Raw genomic sequence first — 16247 nt, 5'->3', positions numbered from 1 at the left:
CCCCTATTGTGGTTAGCGTGCTATTTTTTTTCAATCATTTTTTGCTGAACACGTTAAGGCAAGAAATAGCCGCAGTATGGCGCGGAGTTCCGGCTTTTAGCACTCATCCGACTTCTCTATGATGATGTGCTTTCTGATGGCAGGAAGCCAAACCACTAGCCGACTGCGAATAAAATATGTTCAAAATTCTTTTGATTGACCGTTGTCACTTCACCCGCGCGGGGTTTGAAGCATGGCTCAATCATTCCGGTTTGTTCCCGGGACACTACGTTGTGACCGGGCTGAATAATCTGTTTCTTGCCAGAGAACACATTCTGCAATGGAAACCTGCGCTGGTCATCGCTGACCTGTACGGCTTCAGGCAGGATATTCACCATTTTCAGCAACTCTCTTCTCTGCTTAACGCCAGTGAACGCTTACCGTTTATTTTACTGCAGTCGGGAGAGGACAGCGGCATGACCGACTGGCTTGGGAAGTTCCCGGTGTGGTCGTCACTGTTGAAAAACGCCAGTCTCAAAGAAGTGGCGACGGTTATCAACGACGCATTACGCTCGCGCGCATGCGCTGACAGACCAACGGCGGCGGCCCCCTTGCTGACCCGCCAGGAAGAGAAGGTGCTGACATTGTGGATGGACGGCGCGAGCAATCAAAAAATTGCCGCTCACCTCAGTATCAATGGAAAAACGGTTTATACCTATAAACGCAATATCCGCATGAAATTACATATGGATACGCGTTTTTCTCCGTTCTTATCCCTGCAGGAATCAGAAAGCTGACGGTACGAAACCCGACTGGTCCCGTACCGTTTATTCGTTACTGCTGAGCTTTTGTTGCCGCACCAGAGATTGCGCTACCACCTTCAGAAATATCCTGACCGACGCCACGCGTGGTATTACAGGCCGTTAACACTGAAGAAAGTACCAGGACTGAAAAGATCGCTGCAATTGTCTTCTTAACCATAATATCTTCCTTTTATAGCCAAAGTTGTTTTGTGTATAGCAACTTAAGGATAGACAAAATCCCGCTGGTTGACGGAAAAGGACACATTTTTAGGAAAATTAGACGAACTTAGCTGGCGGCGTGAGAAATGATATGACCCAGATCCTGGATATCTTGTCCCATTCCACGCGTGGTGTTACAGCCGGAAAGTAATGCACTGGAGAGCGCTAACAGAAGCAGAATTTTAACGGTACGTTTCATCATCCCTGCCTGCAAAAATCAGGCGCAGCGGGCGCTGCGCCTTCAGTCATACGTAAATTACTTCACGCGGGACACGTATTCGCCGGAGCGGGTATCCACTTTGATCACTTCGCCAGTCTGTACGAACAGTGGCACTTTCACCACTGCGCCGGTAGACAGTTTGGCTGGCTTACCGCCGGTACCTGCGGTATCACCCTTCAGACCTGGATCGGTTTCAACGATTTCCAGTTCTACGAAGTTTGGTGGGGTCACCGCGATAGGCTGGCCGTTCCACAGGGTCACGATGCACTCAGCCTGATCCAGCAGCCATTTAGCGCTGTCACCTACCGCTTTCTCATCAGCAGAGAGCTGTTCGAAAGTGGAGTTGTTCATGAAATGCCAGAACTCGCCATCGTTGTACAGATAGGTCAGGTTCATATCAACAACATCAGCGCCTTCAGCAGAGTCAGTAGACTTGAAGGTTTTCTCAACACGGGTACCGGTCAGCAGACGGCGCAGCTTAACGCGTGCGAATGCCTGGCCTTTACCTGGTTTAACGAATTCGCTGGCTTCAACCGCGTACGGTTCGCCGTCCATCATGATTTTAAGACCAGCACGAAAATCGTTGCTATAGTACGTTGCCATAAGGCCCTCTAAATTTGTTAACTGGTAGCTAAGCCACAAAATGGCGCATATTGTAACCCTAAACACCCCGTCCAGAGAAGATTGGTTATCGCAACTTGCCGATGTAATCACCAGTCCTGATGAATTGCTGCGTCTTTTAGACCTCGATCAGCACCCAGAGTTGCTTGCAGGCCGCGAGGCAAAGCGCCTTTTCGCCCTGCGCGTTCCCCGTGCGTTTGTGGCGCGGATGGAGAAAGGCAACCCCGACGATCCGCTATTAAAACAAACGCTTACTTCGCAGGATGAATTCATTACTGCGCCGGGATACAGCACCGATCCGCTGGAAGAGCAGAACAGCGTGGTGCCGGGTTTACTGCATAAGTATCTCAACCGCGCCCTGCTGCTGGTCAAAGGCGGATGTGCGGTAAATTGTCGTTATTGCTTCCGCCGGCACTTCCCGTACGCCGAAAATCAGGGCAATAAACGCAACTGGCAGGTCGCGCTGGACTATATTGCCGCCCATCCGGAGCTGGATGAGATTATTTTTTCCGGCGGCGATCCGCTGATGGCGAAAGATCATGAGCTGGACTGGCTGCTGACTCAGCTTGAAGCCATCCCGCACATTAAGCGCCTGCGCATTCACAGCCGCTTACCGATTGTCATTCCGGCACGGATCACCGACGGCCTGGTGTCACGCCTGGAGCAGTCCCGCCTGCAGGTGCTGCTGGTGAATCATATTAACCACGCGAACGAAATTGACGATGCGTTTTGCGCGGCGATGGCGCGACTGCGTAAAGCGGGCGTGACGCTGCTGAATCAGAGCGTGCTGCTGCGCGGCGTGAATAACAGCGCCCGCGTGCTGGCCGATCTGAGCAATGCCCTGTTTGATGCGGGCGTGATGCCGTATTACCTGCACGTGCTGGATCGCGTTCAGGGCGCGGCGCATTTCATGGTGACGGATGAAGAAGCCCGGCAGATTATGCGCGAACTGTTAACGCTGGTTTCAGGCTATATGGTGCCGAAGCTGGCACGTGAGATTGGCGGAGAGCCGAGCAAGACGCCGCTGGATTTGCAGTTGCGGCAGCACTAAAAAGGCAGGTGGCGCTACGCTTACCTGCCCTACAGGGCCGGGCGCAGCGCCATCAGCACATTACATCAGTTCGGGCACTTATAGACCTGGCCCGTCATCTGGCTGGCGGTCGGCACGAAGCTGGACAGCATACTCTGCGTTGGGCTGCTTACGCCGTAAATCACGTTGCCGCCCATTGCCGCAGCCTGATTACGCAGGGCATTCGCCGCACCGCGCATTGAGCCGCCTTCTTCGCCATGCTGCCCTGACATCCAGTTACTTTGCTCACCGGTTGCCGTGCCTAACAGCTGGCATTCAGTGCCAGGCTTATCTTCCACAAAGCGAACGCCCTGGCCCGCTGCCGACAGCTCATTGTTGGAGCTACACCCCGCCAGCAGCAGTGCTGCCCCTACAATCCCTGCACAGACTTTTACGCGCATGTTATTCCTCGTTTTCAATAAGCTGGACAGTAGTTGTCCGTGTGTAAATCTTATACCTAAAAGATGACCAAAAGAAAAACGTTGAGCAATTCTGCGGGCCTGATTCCAGTCATCCCGTCCCTGATATCCTAAATGAATTCTGATATTGGCCTTTGGGATATCGTGTTTTCTTCTCCGATCGTTTTTAGTGATGCGACGTACAACTTTTGTACGCAACGAAAAGGAGGTTACATGAGTGCATCATCCTCAGGAGAGGAAAGAGTGACGTGGGTGGGCTATCTGGCGTTTGTGCTGACCATCGTTTTTTTCTCCGGTTTTTTCGCAAAAAGCACTGACTGGTGGCGCGTGCTGGACTTTACCGTCTTAAACGGCAGCTTTGGCCCGGTTAACGGCGCCCTGACGTTTCGCGGAACGGGCGGAACGGGGGCGAAAGACGGTTTTCTGTTTGCCCTTGAGCTGGCTCCCTCGGTCATCTTATCGCTCGGTATTATTGCCGTCACCGAAGGTCTGGGCGGGCTGCGTGCCGCGCAGCAGCTTATGACGCCTGTTTTACGTCCGCTGCTTGGTGTGCCGGGCGTTTGCTCCCTGGCGCTGATTGCCAACCTGCAAAACACCGATGCGGCGGCAGGGATGACCAAAGAGTTAACCGATGAAGGCGCGATTACGGACCAGGAGCGCGCTATTTTCGCCACCTTCCAGACCAGCGGTAGCGCCATCATTACTAACTATTTTTCTTCCGGTGCCGCGCTCTTCACCTTCATTACCGTCCCGGTGATTACGCCGCTGGCCGTCATTCTGGTGTTTAAGTTTGTTGGCGCGAACGTCCTGCGCCTGTGGATCGCCCACATGGAAAATCGTCTTCAGGAGGAAGAACATGATCGCCCAGCCGCGTAAAAATATCATGGATATGTTTATTGATGGCGCCCGCCGCGGCTTTACCATCGCCACCACCAGCCTGTTGCCGAACGTCGTCATGGCGTTTGTCATCATTCAGGCGCTCAAGGTCACCGGCCTGCTGGATATTGTCGGCAAACTATGTGAGCCGATTATGGCGCTGTGGGGCCTTCCGGGCGCGGCGGCAACGGTTCTTCTGGCCTCGGTGATGAGTATGGGGGGCGGCGTGGGCGTCTGCGCCAGCCTGGTCGCCGCCGGCACGCTCAACGGCCACGATGCTACCATCCTGCTGCCCGCCATCTATCTGATGGGCAATCCGGTGCAAAACACCGGCCGCTGCCTGGGGACCGCCGGCGTGAACCCAAAATATTATCCGCATATTATTACTCTTTGCGTCATTAATGCCCTGATCTCGATGTGGGTGATGCAGCTACTCTTCTGAGGAGATAAAAATGGATTTTTCAGTGCTGACCCCCCACCTTTTCCGCAACGCGCATCTCTTCGCTCCGGAGGATAAAGGACGTTGCGATCTGCTGATCGCTGCGGGGAAAATCGTGGCGATCGAAAAAGCGAGCCAGGGAACAACGAGGCCAGACTGCCCGGAAAGCGATCTCGCCGGGGCGGTGGTTTGCCCGGGGTTTATCGACCAGCATGTGCATTTGATCGGGGGCGGCGGTGAGGCAGGCCCTCACACCCGCACGCCAGAGGTTCGCCTGTCTGCACTCGTGGCCGCAGGCATCACCTCCGTTGTTGGCCTGCTCGGCACCGACGGCGTAACCCGCCATCCTGAATCGCTGCTGGCAAAAACGCGGGCGCTCGAACATGAAGGGATCAGCGCATGGATGCTGACGGGCGCGTACGGGCTGCCTTCACCGACAATCACCGGCAGTGTCGAAAAAGACGTGGCGCTGATAGACAAAATTATCGGCGTGAAATGCGCAATCTCTGACCATCGTTCTTCCGCGCCAGCAGACCACCAGCTCGCCAGTATGGCTGCCCAGTCTCGCGTAGGTGGGCTGTTGGGTGCCAAAGCGGGCATATCCGTGTTTCACCTCGGCAACAGCCCAAAGCTGCTGGAGCCGCTATTAAGCATCCTGCATAACGCCGACGTTCCCCGCGTAAAACTGCTGCCAACCCACGTTAACCGCGCCCAGGCGCTGTTCCATGCCGCGCTGAACTATGCCCGCGAAGGCGGCTATATCGACATCACGACCAGCATCAGCGAACCGATTGACGCCGCCAGCGCCATCGTGATGGCCCGCGAGGCGCAGGTGCCGTTTAACCGGCTTACGCTCAGTTCTGACGGTAACGGCAGCCAGCCGAAATTTGATGAGAGCGGCAATCTGGTGGGTATAGGCGTAGCGGGGTTCGAATCCCTGCTCGAAACCCTGCAACAGCTGGTCAACCGACATCAGTTGCCGCTGGAAGAGGCGCTTCTTCCGTTTACGCAAAACGTGGCGGCGTTTCTCGGTCTGGAACATAAGGGCCGGATCGCGCCCGGATGCGATGCCGATTTCCTGGTGCTGACGGATGATCTGCAGATCCGCGACGTCTGGGCCAAAGGCCGCCAGATGGTACGTGAAGGGGCTGTATGCGTCAAAGGGACTTTCGAATAGCACGCAATAAAAAACCCCGGGCATTTCTGCCCGGGGTTCGTTCTGAGAGGTTCAGAACAACATGATTACATCATGCCGCCCATTCCGCCCATGCCGCCCATACCAGCAGCACCTAAGTCAGGCGCATCGCCTTTTGGCAGGTCGGTCACCATGCACTCGGTGGTGATCATCAGACCAGCAACAGAGGCCGCGTACTGCAGAGCAGAACGGGTCACTTTAGTTGGGTCCAGGATACCGAAGTCGATCATGTTGCCGTATTCTTCGGTTGCAGCGTTGTAACCGTAGTTACCTTCGCCCGCTTTAACCTTGTTCGCCACTACAGATGGCTCTTCACCGGCGTTAGACACGATCTGACGCAGAGGGGCTTCCATTGCGCGCAGCGCAACTTTGATACCCACGTTCTGGTCTTCGTTCTGAGCAGTCAGGCCAGCCAGTTTAGCGGCAACGCGCACCAGCGCAACGCCACCACCTGCAACCACGCCTTCTTCTACCGCAGCACGGGTCGCGTGCAGGGCATCGTCAACGCGAGCTTTTTTCTCTTTCATTTCAACTTCGGTCGCAGCACCGACTTTGATTACCGCAACGCCGCCTGCCAGTTTCGCTACGCGCTCCTGCAGTTTTTCACGGTCGTAATCGGAAGTCGCTTCTTCGATCTGCTTACGGATCTGACCTACGCGGCCCTGAATAGCGGCTTCTTCACCCACGCCATCGATGATGGTGGTGGTGTCTTTGTTGATCACAACGCGTTTTGCCTGACCCAGGTCTTCCAGGGTCGCTTTTTCCAGCTCCATACCGATCTCTTCGGAGATGACGGTACCGCCGGTCAGGGTAGCGATATCCTGCAGCATCGCTTTACGACGATCGCCGAATCCAGGTGCTTTAACCGCAGCCACTTTCACAATGCCGCGCATGGTGTTAACCACCAGGGTCGCCAGCGCTTCGCCTTCAACGTCTTCAGCAATGATAACCAGCGGTTTGCCTGCTTTCGCAACGGCTTCCAGCACTGGCAGCATTTCGCGGATGTTGGAGATTTTCTTGTCAGCCAGCAGGATGAACGGGCTTTCCAGCTCAACAGCGCCAGTCTCTGGCTTGTTGATGAAGTATGGGGACAGGTAACCGCGGTCGAACTGCATACCTTCAACCACGTCCAGTTCGTCTTCCAGACCGGTACCGTCTTCAACGGTGATCACGCCTTCTTTACCGACTTTATCCATCGCTTCCGCGATCAGTTTACCCACGGTTTCGTCGGAGTTAGCGGAGATAGTACCTACCTGAGCAATGGCTTTAGAGTCAGAGCACGGTACGGACAGCGCTTTCAGTTCTTCAACAGCGGAAGCGACAGCTTTGTCGATACCACGTTTCAGATCCATTGGGTTCATGCCCGCCGCAACGGCTTTCAGACCTTCGGTGATGATCGCCTGCGCCAGAACGGTCGCGGTGGTGGTACCGTCGCCTGCAGCGTCGTTCGCTTTAGAGGCAACTTCTTTCACCATCTGCGCGCCCATGTTTTCGAACTTGTCTTCCAGCTCGATTTCACGTGCTACAGAAACACCATCTTTGGTGATGGTTGGCGCGCCGAAGGATTTATCCAGCACTACGTTACGGCCTTTCGGGCCCAGGGTCACTTTAACTGCATCTGCCAGTACGTTTACGCCGCGGAGCATTTTTACACGAGCGTCGTTACCGAATTTTACGTCTTTAGCTGCCATGTTCTTATTTCCTCAAATTCTCGTGCGTAAATTACGCTTCAACAATTGCCAGAATGTCGCTCTCGGACATGATCAACACTTCTTCATTGTCGATCTTCTCGGATTTCACGCCGTAGCCATCGTTGAAAATTACGATGTCACCAACTTTAACGTCCAGCGGCTGCACAGTTCCGTTTTCCAGGATGCGGCCCTTACCGACAGCGATGATTTCGCCACGCGTTGATTTGGCTGCTGCAGAACCGGTCAGAACGATGCCGCCAGCAGACTTGGTTTCAACTTCTTTACGTTTGACGATCACACGATCATGTAACGGACGAATACTCATTGATAGCTCTCCTTTGAGAAAGTCATTATCAGTTATGGATGACGCCGGCCCGCATGCGGTTTTCCGACTAGTGCCCTGAGAGATGGGGATAGCTTTTTACCCCTTCAAGGGGGAGTTGAAAAAAAAATTTGCGAAAGTGTTACCATCGCCTCTCTTTTGGTATTGGCAGGGCGATGTCAATGAGTGGACTCAAGCAGGAGTTGGGGCTGGCGCAGGGCGTTGGCCTGCTCTCAACCTCCTTGTTAGGTACGGGCGTGTTTGCCGTACCCGCACTGGCGGCGCTGGTGGCAGGAAATAACAGCCTGTGGGCGTGGCCGGTGTTGATTGTACTGGTTTTCCCGATAGCCATTGTGTTTGCCATCCTGGGGCGGCATTTCCCCAGCGCGGGCGGCGTGGCGCACTTTGTCGGCCTGGCCTTTGGCGCACGGCTGGAGCGAGTGACCGGCTGGCTGTTTCTCTCCGTCATTCCGGTTGGCCTCCCGGCGGCGCTGCATATTGCGACAGGTTTTGGGCAGGCGCTGTTTGGCTGGCATCATGAGCAGCTGTTGCTGGCCGAGCTGGGGACGCTGGCTATCGTCTGGTGGGTGGGCTCACGCGGCGCCAGCTCCAGCGCCAACCTGCAGACGCTGGTTGCAGTGCTGATTGTCGCGCTTGTGGCCGCTATCTGGTGGGCGGGCGATATCACCGTAAAGGAGATTCCCTTCCCGGCGGTAACAGACATCGACCACGCGCAGCTTTTTGCCGCGCTCTCCGTCATGTTCTGGTGTTTTGTCGGTCTGGAAGCCTTTGCCCATCTGGCGTCGGAATTTAAGCAACCTGAACGTGATTTCCCCCGCGCGCTGATGATCGGCCTGCTGCTGGCGGGTACGGTCTACTGGGCGTGTACCGTGCTGGTGTTGCACTTCCACGCGTTCGGCGCGGATCTCGCCGCCGCGGCATCGCTGCCGGGTATCGTGGTTGAACTGTTTGGTGTGAAGGCGCTGTGGATCGCCTGCGTTATCGGCTATCTGGCCTGTTTTGCCAGCCTCAACATTTATATCCAGAGCTTTGCCCGTCTGGTGTGGTCGCAGGCGCTGGATAAACCTGATAACCGCCTCGCGCGCCTGTCTAAACGCCAGCTGCCGCTGAATGCCCTGAATGCCGTACTGGGCTGCTGCGTGCTGAGTACGCTGTGTATTTACGCCCTGAAGATCAATCTGGATACGCTGCTCGTCTATGCCAACGGCATTTTTATTATGATCTACCTGCTGTGTATGCTGGCGGGCTGCCGTTTGCTGAAAGGCCGTTATAAAGCACTGGCGGTTGTTGGGGGGCTGCTGTGCCTGCTGTTGCTGGCGATGGTGGGATGGAAGAGCGTGTATGCCATCGTCATGCTGGCGGTGTTGTGGCTGGCGCTTTAGTAGGCCCGGTAAGCGAAGCGCCACCGGGCAACAAAATCACCGATCGTCTTTGTGGTCCAGACGGTCGTGCTGTTCATCCTTACGCTGATATTCCCCTTCAAACGTGTCGCCAGGCCCGGTGCTGAACCCACCGCCGGGCATACGGCTAAAGCGCAGATGCGGCAGCAGCTTCATGGTCAGGTGCTTTTGCACCGGCGGAAGAAGCAGCAGAAGGCCGAGGAAATCGGTGAAGAACCCTGGCAGAATCAGCAGCAGCCCCGCAATAATCAACGACACGCTTTTGATCATCTCTTCCGCCGGGCTTTCGCCTGCGGCCATCTTCTGCTGCATTATCAGGAAATTTTTGAAACCCTGATTACGCACCAGCGACATGCCGATGACGGAGGTGAAAATCACCAGAATCAACGTCAGCAGGACGCCCAGCACATGGGCAACCTGGATGAAAATGGAAATCTCAATGTAAACATAGAGAAAGAAAGCAATAAACGGTATCCAGCGCACTGGCATCTCCTGTGTGGCAGAGGCCATCGGGCCCCTGTCTGAATGTGTTCGCGACGCGCGTTTGTATGAGATGGTGACGGTTAGCGAAAATTCAATCAGTTTGCACGGATATTTTTTTTGGAAATATTAAAGCGGTGACCCATTTCACAGATTAATAATTATCATGGAATCGGCTCGATAATAAGTGATCCAGCTTACGGCAATTCGCTATCATCAGCATATGATCTCGAGCATCTGGCTGATTGAGGGAATAATCGTCGGCCAGAAAATATTCAAAACCACATAAATACTGTGTGTTTAGTACAATCCATCGGCAGCTTGAAAAGAAGGTTCACATGTTAAACAACATTCGTATCGAAGAAGACTTGTTGGGTACCAGGGAAGTTCCAGCGGATGCCTACTACGGTGTCCACACTCTGAGAGCGATTGAAAACTTCTACATCAGCAACAGCAAAATCAGCGACATCCCTGAGTTTGTTCGTGGCATGGTGATGGTGAAGAAAGCCGCAGCCCTGGCCAACAAAGAGCTGCAAACCATTCCTAAAAGCGCGGCAAATGCGATTATCGCGGCCTGCGATGAAGTGCTGAACAACGGCAAATGCATGGATCAGTTCCCGGTTGACGTCTATCAGGGCGGCGCGGGCACCTCCGTCAACATGAATACTAACGAAGTACTGGCAAACATTGGCCTGGAGCTGATGGGTCACCAGAAAGGTGAATACCAGTACCTGAACCCGAACGACCACGTCAACAAATGCCAGTCCACCAACGACGCCTACCCAACCGGCTTCCGAATTGCGGTGTATGCCTCCGTGGTGAAACTGGTGGATGCGATTAACCAGCTGGGCGATGGCTTCCAGCGTAAAGCGGTTGAGTTCCAGGACATTCTGAAAATGGGTCGTACCCAGCTGCAGGATGCGGTGCCGATGACCCTCGGTCAGGAATTCCACGCGTTTAACGTACTGCTGAACGAAGAGACCAAAAACCTGCTGCGTACCTCCGAGCTGCTGCTGGAAGTGAACCTGGGCGCCACCGCCATCGGTACGCGTCTGAACACCCCGGATGGCTATCAGCAACTGGCGGTACAGAAGCTGGCTGAAGTGTCCAACCTGCCGGTTGTGCCTGCAGAAGACCTGATTGAAGCGACCTCCGACTGCGGCGCCTACGTCATGGTACACAGCGCGCTGAAACGTCTGGCGGTGAAACTGTCCAAAATCTGTAATGACCTGCGCCTGCTCTCTTCCGGTCCGCGCGCTGGCCTGAATGAAATCAACCTGCCAGAACTGCAGGCGGGTTCATCCATCATGCCGGCCAAAGTGAACCCGGTCGTGCCAGAAGTAGTGAATCAGGTTTGCTTTAAAGTCATCGGTAACGATACGACCGTAACCATGGCCTCTGAAGCGGGTCAGCTGCAGCTGAACGTGATGGAGCCGGTAATTGGCCAGGCGATGTTTGAATCTATCCACATTCTGACCAACGCCTGCTACAACCTGCTGGAAAAATGCATTAACGGCATCACGGCGAATAAAGAAGTCTGTGAAGGTTATGTCTATAACTCCATCGGGATCGTCACCTACCTCAACCCGTTCATCGGCCACCACAACGGCGACATCGTCGGTAAGATTTGTGCCGAAACCGGTAAGAGCGTGCGTGAAGTGGTGCTGGAGCGCGGGCTGTTGACCGAAGCCGAGCTGGACGATATCTTCTCGGCCCAAAACCTGATGCACCCGGCATATAAAGCGAAACGATATACCGATGAAAGCGAACAGTAACCGTTCAGGCTAGGCTTCTTAAGGCACGTCACTTGTGACGTGCCTTTTTTCTTTTTAGGCGTTACCAAAATACAACAATTCAATATCAACTTGTTAATAAGCAAGGCAGGTCCTTATGTTTGGAGCAGAACTCGTCATCGTCTTGTTGGCGATTTATTTGGGAGCACGACTCGGGGGTATCGGCATCGGTTTTGCCGGCGGTCTTGGAGTGCTCGTTCTTACCCTTATCTTTCAGATTAAACCCGGCGCTATCCCGTTCGACGTTATCGAAATCATCATGGCTGTTATTGCCGCTATTGCCGCCATGCAGGTGGCAGGCGGTATGGACTACCTGGTAAGCCTGGCGGAACGCATGCTACGCCGCCACCCTAAATACATTACCTTCCTTGCTCCGCTGGTGACCTGGTTTATGACCATTCTCGCCGGTACTGGCCACACCGCTTTCTCCACGTTACCGGTGATTACCGAAGTGGCGAAAGAACAGGGTATCCGTCCGTCGCGTCCGCTCTCTATTGCCGTCGTCGCGTCCCAGATCGCCATTACCGCCTCGCCGATTTCCGCGGCGGTGGTCTTCTTCGCCGGTATCCTGGAGCCGATGGGCGTGAGCTACCTGACGCTGCTGGCGATCTGTATCCCGGTGACGCTGATTGCGGTGATGATTACCGCCGTGCTGTGTAACTTCCTCGGCGCTGAACTGAAAGACGACCCGGTTTATCAGGAGCGTCTGGCAAAAGGTGAAGTGAGCCTGCGCGGCAGCCAGGTCTTCGAACTGAAGCCACATGCGAAACGCTCCGTGCTGCTGTTCCTGATTGGGATTGTCGCCGTCATGTTCTATGCGACCGCCATCAGCGATACCGTGGGGCTGATCCAGAACCCGGTCCTGCCACGTAACGAAGCGATTGTGGTGTTCATGCTGACCATCGCAACGCTGATTAGCATCACCTGTAAAATCGATACCAGCGAAGTGCTGAACGCCAGCACCTTTAAATCCGGTATGAGCGCCTGCGTGTGCGTGCTGGGTGTGGCGTGGCTCGGTGATACCTTCGTGAAAGCGCACATTAGCGACATTCAGACCGTAGCAGGCGACCTGCTGCATAACTACCCATGGCTGCTGGCGGTCGTGCTGTTCTTTGCGGCTACCCTGCTTTACTCTCAGGCAGCGACCACCAAAGCGCTGATGCCTGCGGCTCTGATGCTGGGCGTCACCCCGTTAACCGCTATCGCCTCGTTTGCTGCTGTTTCTGCCCTGTTCGTGCTGCCTACCTACCCAACCTTGCTGGCGGCCGTTGAGATGGACGACACAGGCTCAACCCGTATCGGTAAGTATGTGTTTAACCATGCGTTCCTGATCCCGGGCGTGGTCGCCATTTCACTCTGCGTGATCCTCGGCTTTATCATCGGTGGCGTGGTGCTGTAAACCGTTCCCGGTTGTAAAAATAGTTAAAATCGGGCCGCTCTGCGGCCCGTTTCATTAATGACCAACCGCCTTGCGTGATATAGTGAAACCTTTCGTGATGAGGAGGTCGACTTGTGAACACGCCTGATGCCGTTGTCGTACTGTGTACCGCCCCTGATGAAGCCTCTGCCCAGGATCTCGCCGCCAAAGTGCTGGCCGAAAAACTGGCAGCCTGCGTCACGCTCCTCCCCGGCGCGACCTCTCTTTACTACTGGGAAGGTAAGCTGGAGCAAGAGTACGAAGTCCAGATGTTGCTCAAAACCAATCTGGCGAATCAGCAGGCACTCCTGGACTGCCTCAAATCTCATCATCCTTACCAAACCCCGGAGCTGCTGGTCCTGCCAGTGGTTCATGGCGATAACGACTATCTCTCATGGCTCAACGCTTCCTTACGCTGATCCTGCTGCTGTGCAGCACATCAGTATTTGCCGGGTTGTTTGACGCGCCCGGCCGTTCGAACTTCATTCCTGCCGATCGGGCGTTTGTTTTCGATTTTCAGCAAAACCAGCATGTCCTTACGCTTAACTGGCAGGTGAAAGAGGGCTATTACCTCTATCGCAAGCAGGTAAGCATTACGCCTGCTCAGGCCAGCGTGGGCGCTTTACAGATGCCCTCTGGCGAGTGGCATGAAGATGAGTTTTACGGCAAAAGCGAAATCTATCGCCAGCACCTGAGCATGCCTGTTACGGTGAATCAGGCGGATAAAGGTGCGACCCTGACGGTGACCTATCAGGGGTGCGCGGATGCCGGATTCTGCTATCCGCCTGAAACAAAGGTGGTTCCGCTTAGTGAAGTGAAAGCCTCTGCCACGGTTCCCCCTCTTCCTTCAGGCGAGAAGCGTGAAGCTCCCGCTGACCTTCCGTTCTCCGCGCTGTGGGCCTTGCTGATCGGTATCGGCATTGCCTTTACGCCGTGCGTGCTGCCGATGTATCCACTCATCTCTGGGATTGTGCTGGGCGGCAAACAGCGCCTTTCCACCGCCCGCGCGCTGCTGCTGGCCTTTATTTACGTGCAGGGTATGGCGCTGACCTACACGGCACTCGGCCTTGTGGTCGCCGCTGCCGGGTTGCAGTTCCAGGCCACACTTCAGCACCCTTATGTGCTGATTGGCCTGTCGGCGATATTTATCCTGCTGGCACTGTCGATGTTTGGCCTGTTCACGCTGCAGTTACCGTCAGCTCTGCAAACCCGCTTAACGCTGATGAGTAATCGCCAGCAGGGTGGTTCGGCAGGCGGCGTGTTTATGATGGGGGCCATCGCCGGACTGATTTGCTCCCCTTGCACCACCGCACCGCTGAGCGCCATCCTGCTCTATATTGCCCAGAGCGGCAATCTGTGGCTTGGCGGCGGTACGCTGTACCTTTACGCGCTGGGCATGGGCCTGCCGCTGATTCTGGTTACGGTTTTCGGCAATCGACTTCTGCCGAAGAGCGGCCCGTGGATGGAGACGGTGAAAACCGCATTTGGTTTTGTGATTCTGGCGCTGCCGGTGTTCCTGCTGGAACGCATAACGGGTGACGTATGGGGCACTCGCCTCTGGGCGATGCTCGGTGTAGCGTTCTTCTCCTGGGCGTTTATCGTCAGTCTGGGGGCGAAAAAAGCGTGGATGCGCCTGGTGCAAATCCTCCTGCTCGCCGCCGCGCTGGTGAGCGTGCGTCCTCTTCAGGACTGGGCGTTCGGCTCGCCGGTCGGCCAGACGCAGGCGCATCTGAACTTCATCCAGATTAAGAACGTTGATGAGCTCAACAGCGCGCTCGCACAGGCAAAAGGCAAGCCGGTGATGCTCGATCTCTATGCCGACTGGTGCGTCGCCTGCAAAGAGTTTGAAAAATACACCTTTAGCGATCCTCAGGTACAAAACGCCCTGAAAGAGACTGTTCTGCTCCAGGCGAACGTAACCGCCAATAATGCGCAGGATAAGGCTCTGCTGAAGCAGCTTAGCGTGCTCGGGCTGCCAACCATCCTGTTCTTCAATCAACAGGGTCAGGAGCAACCAGAACAGCGTGTAACCGGCTTTATGGATGCCGCGGCATTCAGCGCACATTTGCGCAATCGCCAACCGTAAACAACACTGTAAACGTAACACACCGTTGGGAATAGCGGAGGAGACAACCGTGCAACGCGAAGACGTACTGGGACAAGCCCTGCAATTACTTGAGATTTATGGGATCGCCAGCACCACGCTTGAGATGGTAGCCGACCGTATCGATTACCCCCTGGATGATCTTAAGCGCTTCTGGCCAGATAAAGAGGCGCTCGTTTATGATGCTCTACGCTATCTTAGCCAGCAGGTTGATATCTGGCGCAGGCAGCTGATGCTGAATGAAGAACTGACTGCGGAACAAAAGCTGCTGGCGCGTTATACCGCCCTGACGGAATGTGTCAGCAACAACCGCTATCCGGGCTGCCTGTTTATTGCGGCCTGTACGTTCTATCCCGATCCCGACCATCCTGTCCACCAGTTGGCGGATCAGCAAAAACGGGCAGCGCATGACTTCACTCACGAGCTGCTGACCCGTCTTGAAGTGGATGACCCGGCAATGGTGGCGAAACAGATGGAGCTGGTGCTGGAGGGCTGCCTGAGCCGCATGCTGGTGAACCGTAGCCAGGCCGACGTAGATACGGCGCACCGACTGGCGGAAGATATTCTGCGCTTTGCTCAGTGCCGTATGGGTGGGGCATTGACGTAAGCGAGCCTGTTAAATTTGCCCTATTCGACGCGTAAACCATCAGATTGCCGCAAAGTTAAGCAACTGAACAGCTTTTCCCGAAATAATGTTGACGATAAGGCGCGATTGCGGTTTAATGCGCTCCGTTGCCCGGATAGCTCAGTCGGTAGAGCAGGGGATTGAAAATCCCCGTGTCCTTGGTTCGATTCCGAGTCCGGGCACCACTATTTAAAGAACCCAGCCTATGGCTGGGTTTTTGCTTTTCTGCGTTTATAAATCCCTTCTTTAGTATTCTTGCTTCTTTTTACCGTGGGATCGTGCGGTCTGCCATGCCCGGTGGCGCTGCGCTTACCGGGCCTGCAGGTTTTGTCGGCCGGATAAGGCGAAGCCGTCATCCGGCATGTTTTCTGGCCTGCAAAGCAAAAAACCCCGCACCTTACGGTACGGGGTTCTTCTTAATTGATGCCTGGCAGTTCCCTACTCTCACATGGGGAGACCCCACACTACCATCGGCGCTACGGCGTTTCACTTCTGAGTTCGGCATGGGGTCAGGTGGGACCACCGCGCTAAAGCCGCCAGGCAAATTCTGTTAA

The 16247-nt window shown here is 55.0% G+C and carries 18 protein-coding genes, 1 tRNA gene and 1 rRNA gene; 12 read left to right on the top strand and 8 right to left on the bottom strand.

The window, feature by feature from the left end; genetic code table 11:
• Positions 1 to 176 precede the first annotated feature (176 nt).
• Positions 177 to 776, top strand: coding sequence for a response regulator transcription factor (locus tag BMW97_RS16435; RefSeq protein WP_045909552.1), 600 nt, complete (start codon positions 177 to 179; stop codon positions 774 to 776).
• A 37-nt stretch (positions 777 to 813) separates the two neighbouring features.
• Here the strand turns inward: BMW97_RS16435 and ecnB are convergent, their stop codons facing one another.
• The 3 genes from ecnB to efp all read right to left on the bottom strand — a co-directional run bounded on the left by ecnB (position 814) and on the right by efp (position 1824).
• Entirely contained in the window at positions 814 to 960 is a 147-nt protein-coding gene (ecnB, locus tag BMW97_RS16430) for a lipoprotein toxin entericidin B (RefSeq protein WP_003025482.1), read from the bottom strand.
• 108 nt (positions 961 to 1068) lie between these two features.
• Entirely contained in the window at positions 1069 to 1200 is a 132-nt protein-coding gene (locus BMW97_RS16425) for an entericidin A/B family lipoprotein (RefSeq protein WP_024907352.1), read from the bottom strand.
• Positions 1201 to 1257: 57 nt separating this feature from the next.
• Positions 1258 to 1824, bottom strand: a complete 567-nt coding sequence (efp, locus tag BMW97_RS16420) for an elongation factor P (RefSeq protein WP_008502940.1) — start codon at positions 1822 to 1824, stop codon at positions 1258 to 1260.
• A gap of 40 nt (positions 1825 to 1864) precedes the next feature.
• Here efp and epmB point away from each other — a divergent pair, with 40 nt between their 5' ends.
• Positions 1865 to 2893 carry an EF-P beta-lysylation protein EpmB gene (gene epmB, locus BMW97_RS16415; protein WP_045909553.1) on the top strand — a complete coding sequence of 343 codons (1029 nt, stop codon included), beginning with the start codon at positions 1865 to 1867 and terminating at the stop codon, positions 2891 to 2893.
• Positions 2894 to 2958: 65 nt separating this feature from the next.
• Here the strand turns inward: epmB and BMW97_RS16410 are convergent, their stop codons facing one another.
• Positions 2959 to 3312: a DUF4156 domain-containing protein gene (locus BMW97_RS16410; RefSeq protein ID WP_090393000.1), complete on the bottom strand. Its 354-nt coding sequence runs from the start codon at positions 3310 to 3312 to the stop codon at positions 2959 to 2961.
• A 231-nt stretch (positions 3313 to 3543) separates the two neighbouring features.
• On the opposite strand from BMW97_RS16410, the gene BMW97_RS16405 reads away from it, so the two are divergent.
• From BMW97_RS16405 to iadA, 3 genes are read left to right on the top strand one after another with little or no spacing between them, the layout of a single operon-like run.
• The gene (locus BMW97_RS16405) at positions 3544 to 4206 is read left to right on the top strand and encodes a nucleoside recognition domain-containing protein (protein WP_045909555.1); all 663 of its coding nucleotides are present in this window, start codon (positions 3544 to 3546) and stop codon (positions 4204 to 4206) included.
• Positions 4187 to 4648: a YjiG family protein gene (locus tag BMW97_RS16400; RefSeq protein WP_045909556.1), complete on the top strand. Its 462-nt coding sequence runs from the start codon at positions 4187 to 4189 to the stop codon at positions 4646 to 4648. Before BMW97_RS16405 ends, BMW97_RS16400 begins: the two co-directional genes overlap by 20 nt.
• Positions 4649 to 4658: 10 nt before the next feature.
• Positions 4659 to 5822, top strand: coding sequence for a beta-aspartyl-peptidase (gene iadA, locus BMW97_RS16395; protein ID WP_045909557.1), 1164 nt, complete (start codon positions 4659 to 4661; stop codon positions 5820 to 5822).
• 65 nt (positions 5823 to 5887) lie between these two features.
• On the opposite strand, the gene groL is transcribed toward iadA, so the two are convergent.
• Together groL and BMW97_RS16385 are read right to left on the bottom strand one after the other, a co-directional pair.
• Positions 5888 to 7531: a chaperonin GroEL gene (gene groL / locus BMW97_RS16390; protein WP_008502946.1), complete on the bottom strand. Its 1644-nt coding sequence runs from the start codon at positions 7529 to 7531 to the stop codon at positions 5888 to 5890.
• A gap of 31 nt (positions 7532 to 7562) precedes the next feature.
• Complete coding sequence (locus BMW97_RS16385; protein ID WP_003855929.1) at positions 7563 to 7856, bottom strand: co-chaperone GroES; 294 nt, start codon at positions 7854 to 7856, stop codon at positions 7563 to 7565.
• Positions 7857 to 8035: 179 nt separating this feature from the next.
• Between BMW97_RS16385 and yjeH the strand changes: the two genes are divergently transcribed.
• Positions 8036 to 9256: an L-methionine/branched-chain amino acid transporter gene (yjeH, locus tag BMW97_RS16380; RefSeq protein ID WP_045909558.1), complete on the top strand. Its 1221-nt coding sequence runs from the start codon at positions 8036 to 8038 to the stop codon at positions 9254 to 9256.
• Between the two features lie 36 nt (positions 9257 to 9292).
• Here yjeH and BMW97_RS16375 read toward each other — a convergent pair whose 3' ends face one another.
• Entirely contained in the window at positions 9293 to 9757 is a 465-nt protein-coding gene (locus BMW97_RS16375) for an FxsA family protein (protein ID WP_023616652.1), read from the bottom strand.
• A 335-nt stretch (positions 9758 to 10092) separates the two neighbouring features.
• Here BMW97_RS16375 and aspA point away from each other — a divergent pair, with 335 nt between their 5' ends.
• The 6 genes from aspA (at position 10093) to BMW97_RS16340 (ending at position 15878) form a co-directional block, all read left to right on the top strand.
• Positions 10093 to 11529 carry an aspartate ammonia-lyase gene (gene aspA, locus BMW97_RS16365; RefSeq protein WP_003855923.1) on the top strand — a complete coding sequence of 479 codons (1437 nt, stop codon included), beginning with the start codon at positions 10093 to 10095 and terminating at the stop codon, positions 11527 to 11529.
• A gap of 115 nt (positions 11530 to 11644) precedes the next feature.
• Positions 11645 to 12946, top strand: a complete 1302-nt coding sequence (locus BMW97_RS16360) for an anaerobic C4-dicarboxylate transporter (RefSeq protein ID WP_024907357.1) — start codon at positions 11645 to 11647, stop codon at positions 12944 to 12946.
• Positions 12947 to 13059: 113 nt separating this feature from the next.
• The gene (cutA, locus tag BMW97_RS16355) at positions 13060 to 13383 is read left to right on the top strand and encodes a divalent cation tolerance protein CutA (protein ID WP_014168278.1); all 324 of its coding nucleotides are present in this window, start codon (positions 13060 to 13062) and stop codon (positions 13381 to 13383) included.
• Positions 13359 to 15050, top strand: coding sequence for a protein-disulfide reductase DsbD (locus tag BMW97_RS16350; RefSeq protein ID WP_045909559.1), 1692 nt, complete (start codon positions 13359 to 13361; stop codon positions 15048 to 15050). The genes cutA and BMW97_RS16350 overlap by 25 nt, the downstream gene beginning before the upstream one ends.
• 49 nt (positions 15051 to 15099) lie before the next feature.
• Positions 15100 to 15675: a transcriptional regulator gene (locus BMW97_RS16345; protein WP_021240733.1), complete on the top strand. Its 576-nt coding sequence runs from the start codon at positions 15100 to 15102 to the stop codon at positions 15673 to 15675.
• Positions 15676 to 15802: 127 nt separating this feature from the next.
• Positions 15803 to 15878: transfer RNA gene (locus tag BMW97_RS16340), tRNA-Phe, on the top strand.
• Between the two features lie 240 nt (positions 15879 to 16118).
• Here BMW97_RS16340 and rrf read toward each other — a convergent pair.
• Positions 16119 to 16234, bottom strand: a 5S ribosomal RNA gene (gene rrf / locus BMW97_RS16335).
• Positions 16235 to 16247: the final 13 nt, after the last annotated feature.

Source organism: Enterobacter sp. NFIX58 (assembly GCF_900110475.1).
Taxonomy (GTDB): Bacteria; Pseudomonadota; Gammaproteobacteria; order Enterobacterales; family Enterobacteriaceae; genus Enterobacter; species Enterobacter quasiroggenkampii.
This window is presented reverse-complemented; position numbering and strand designations above follow the sequence as displayed.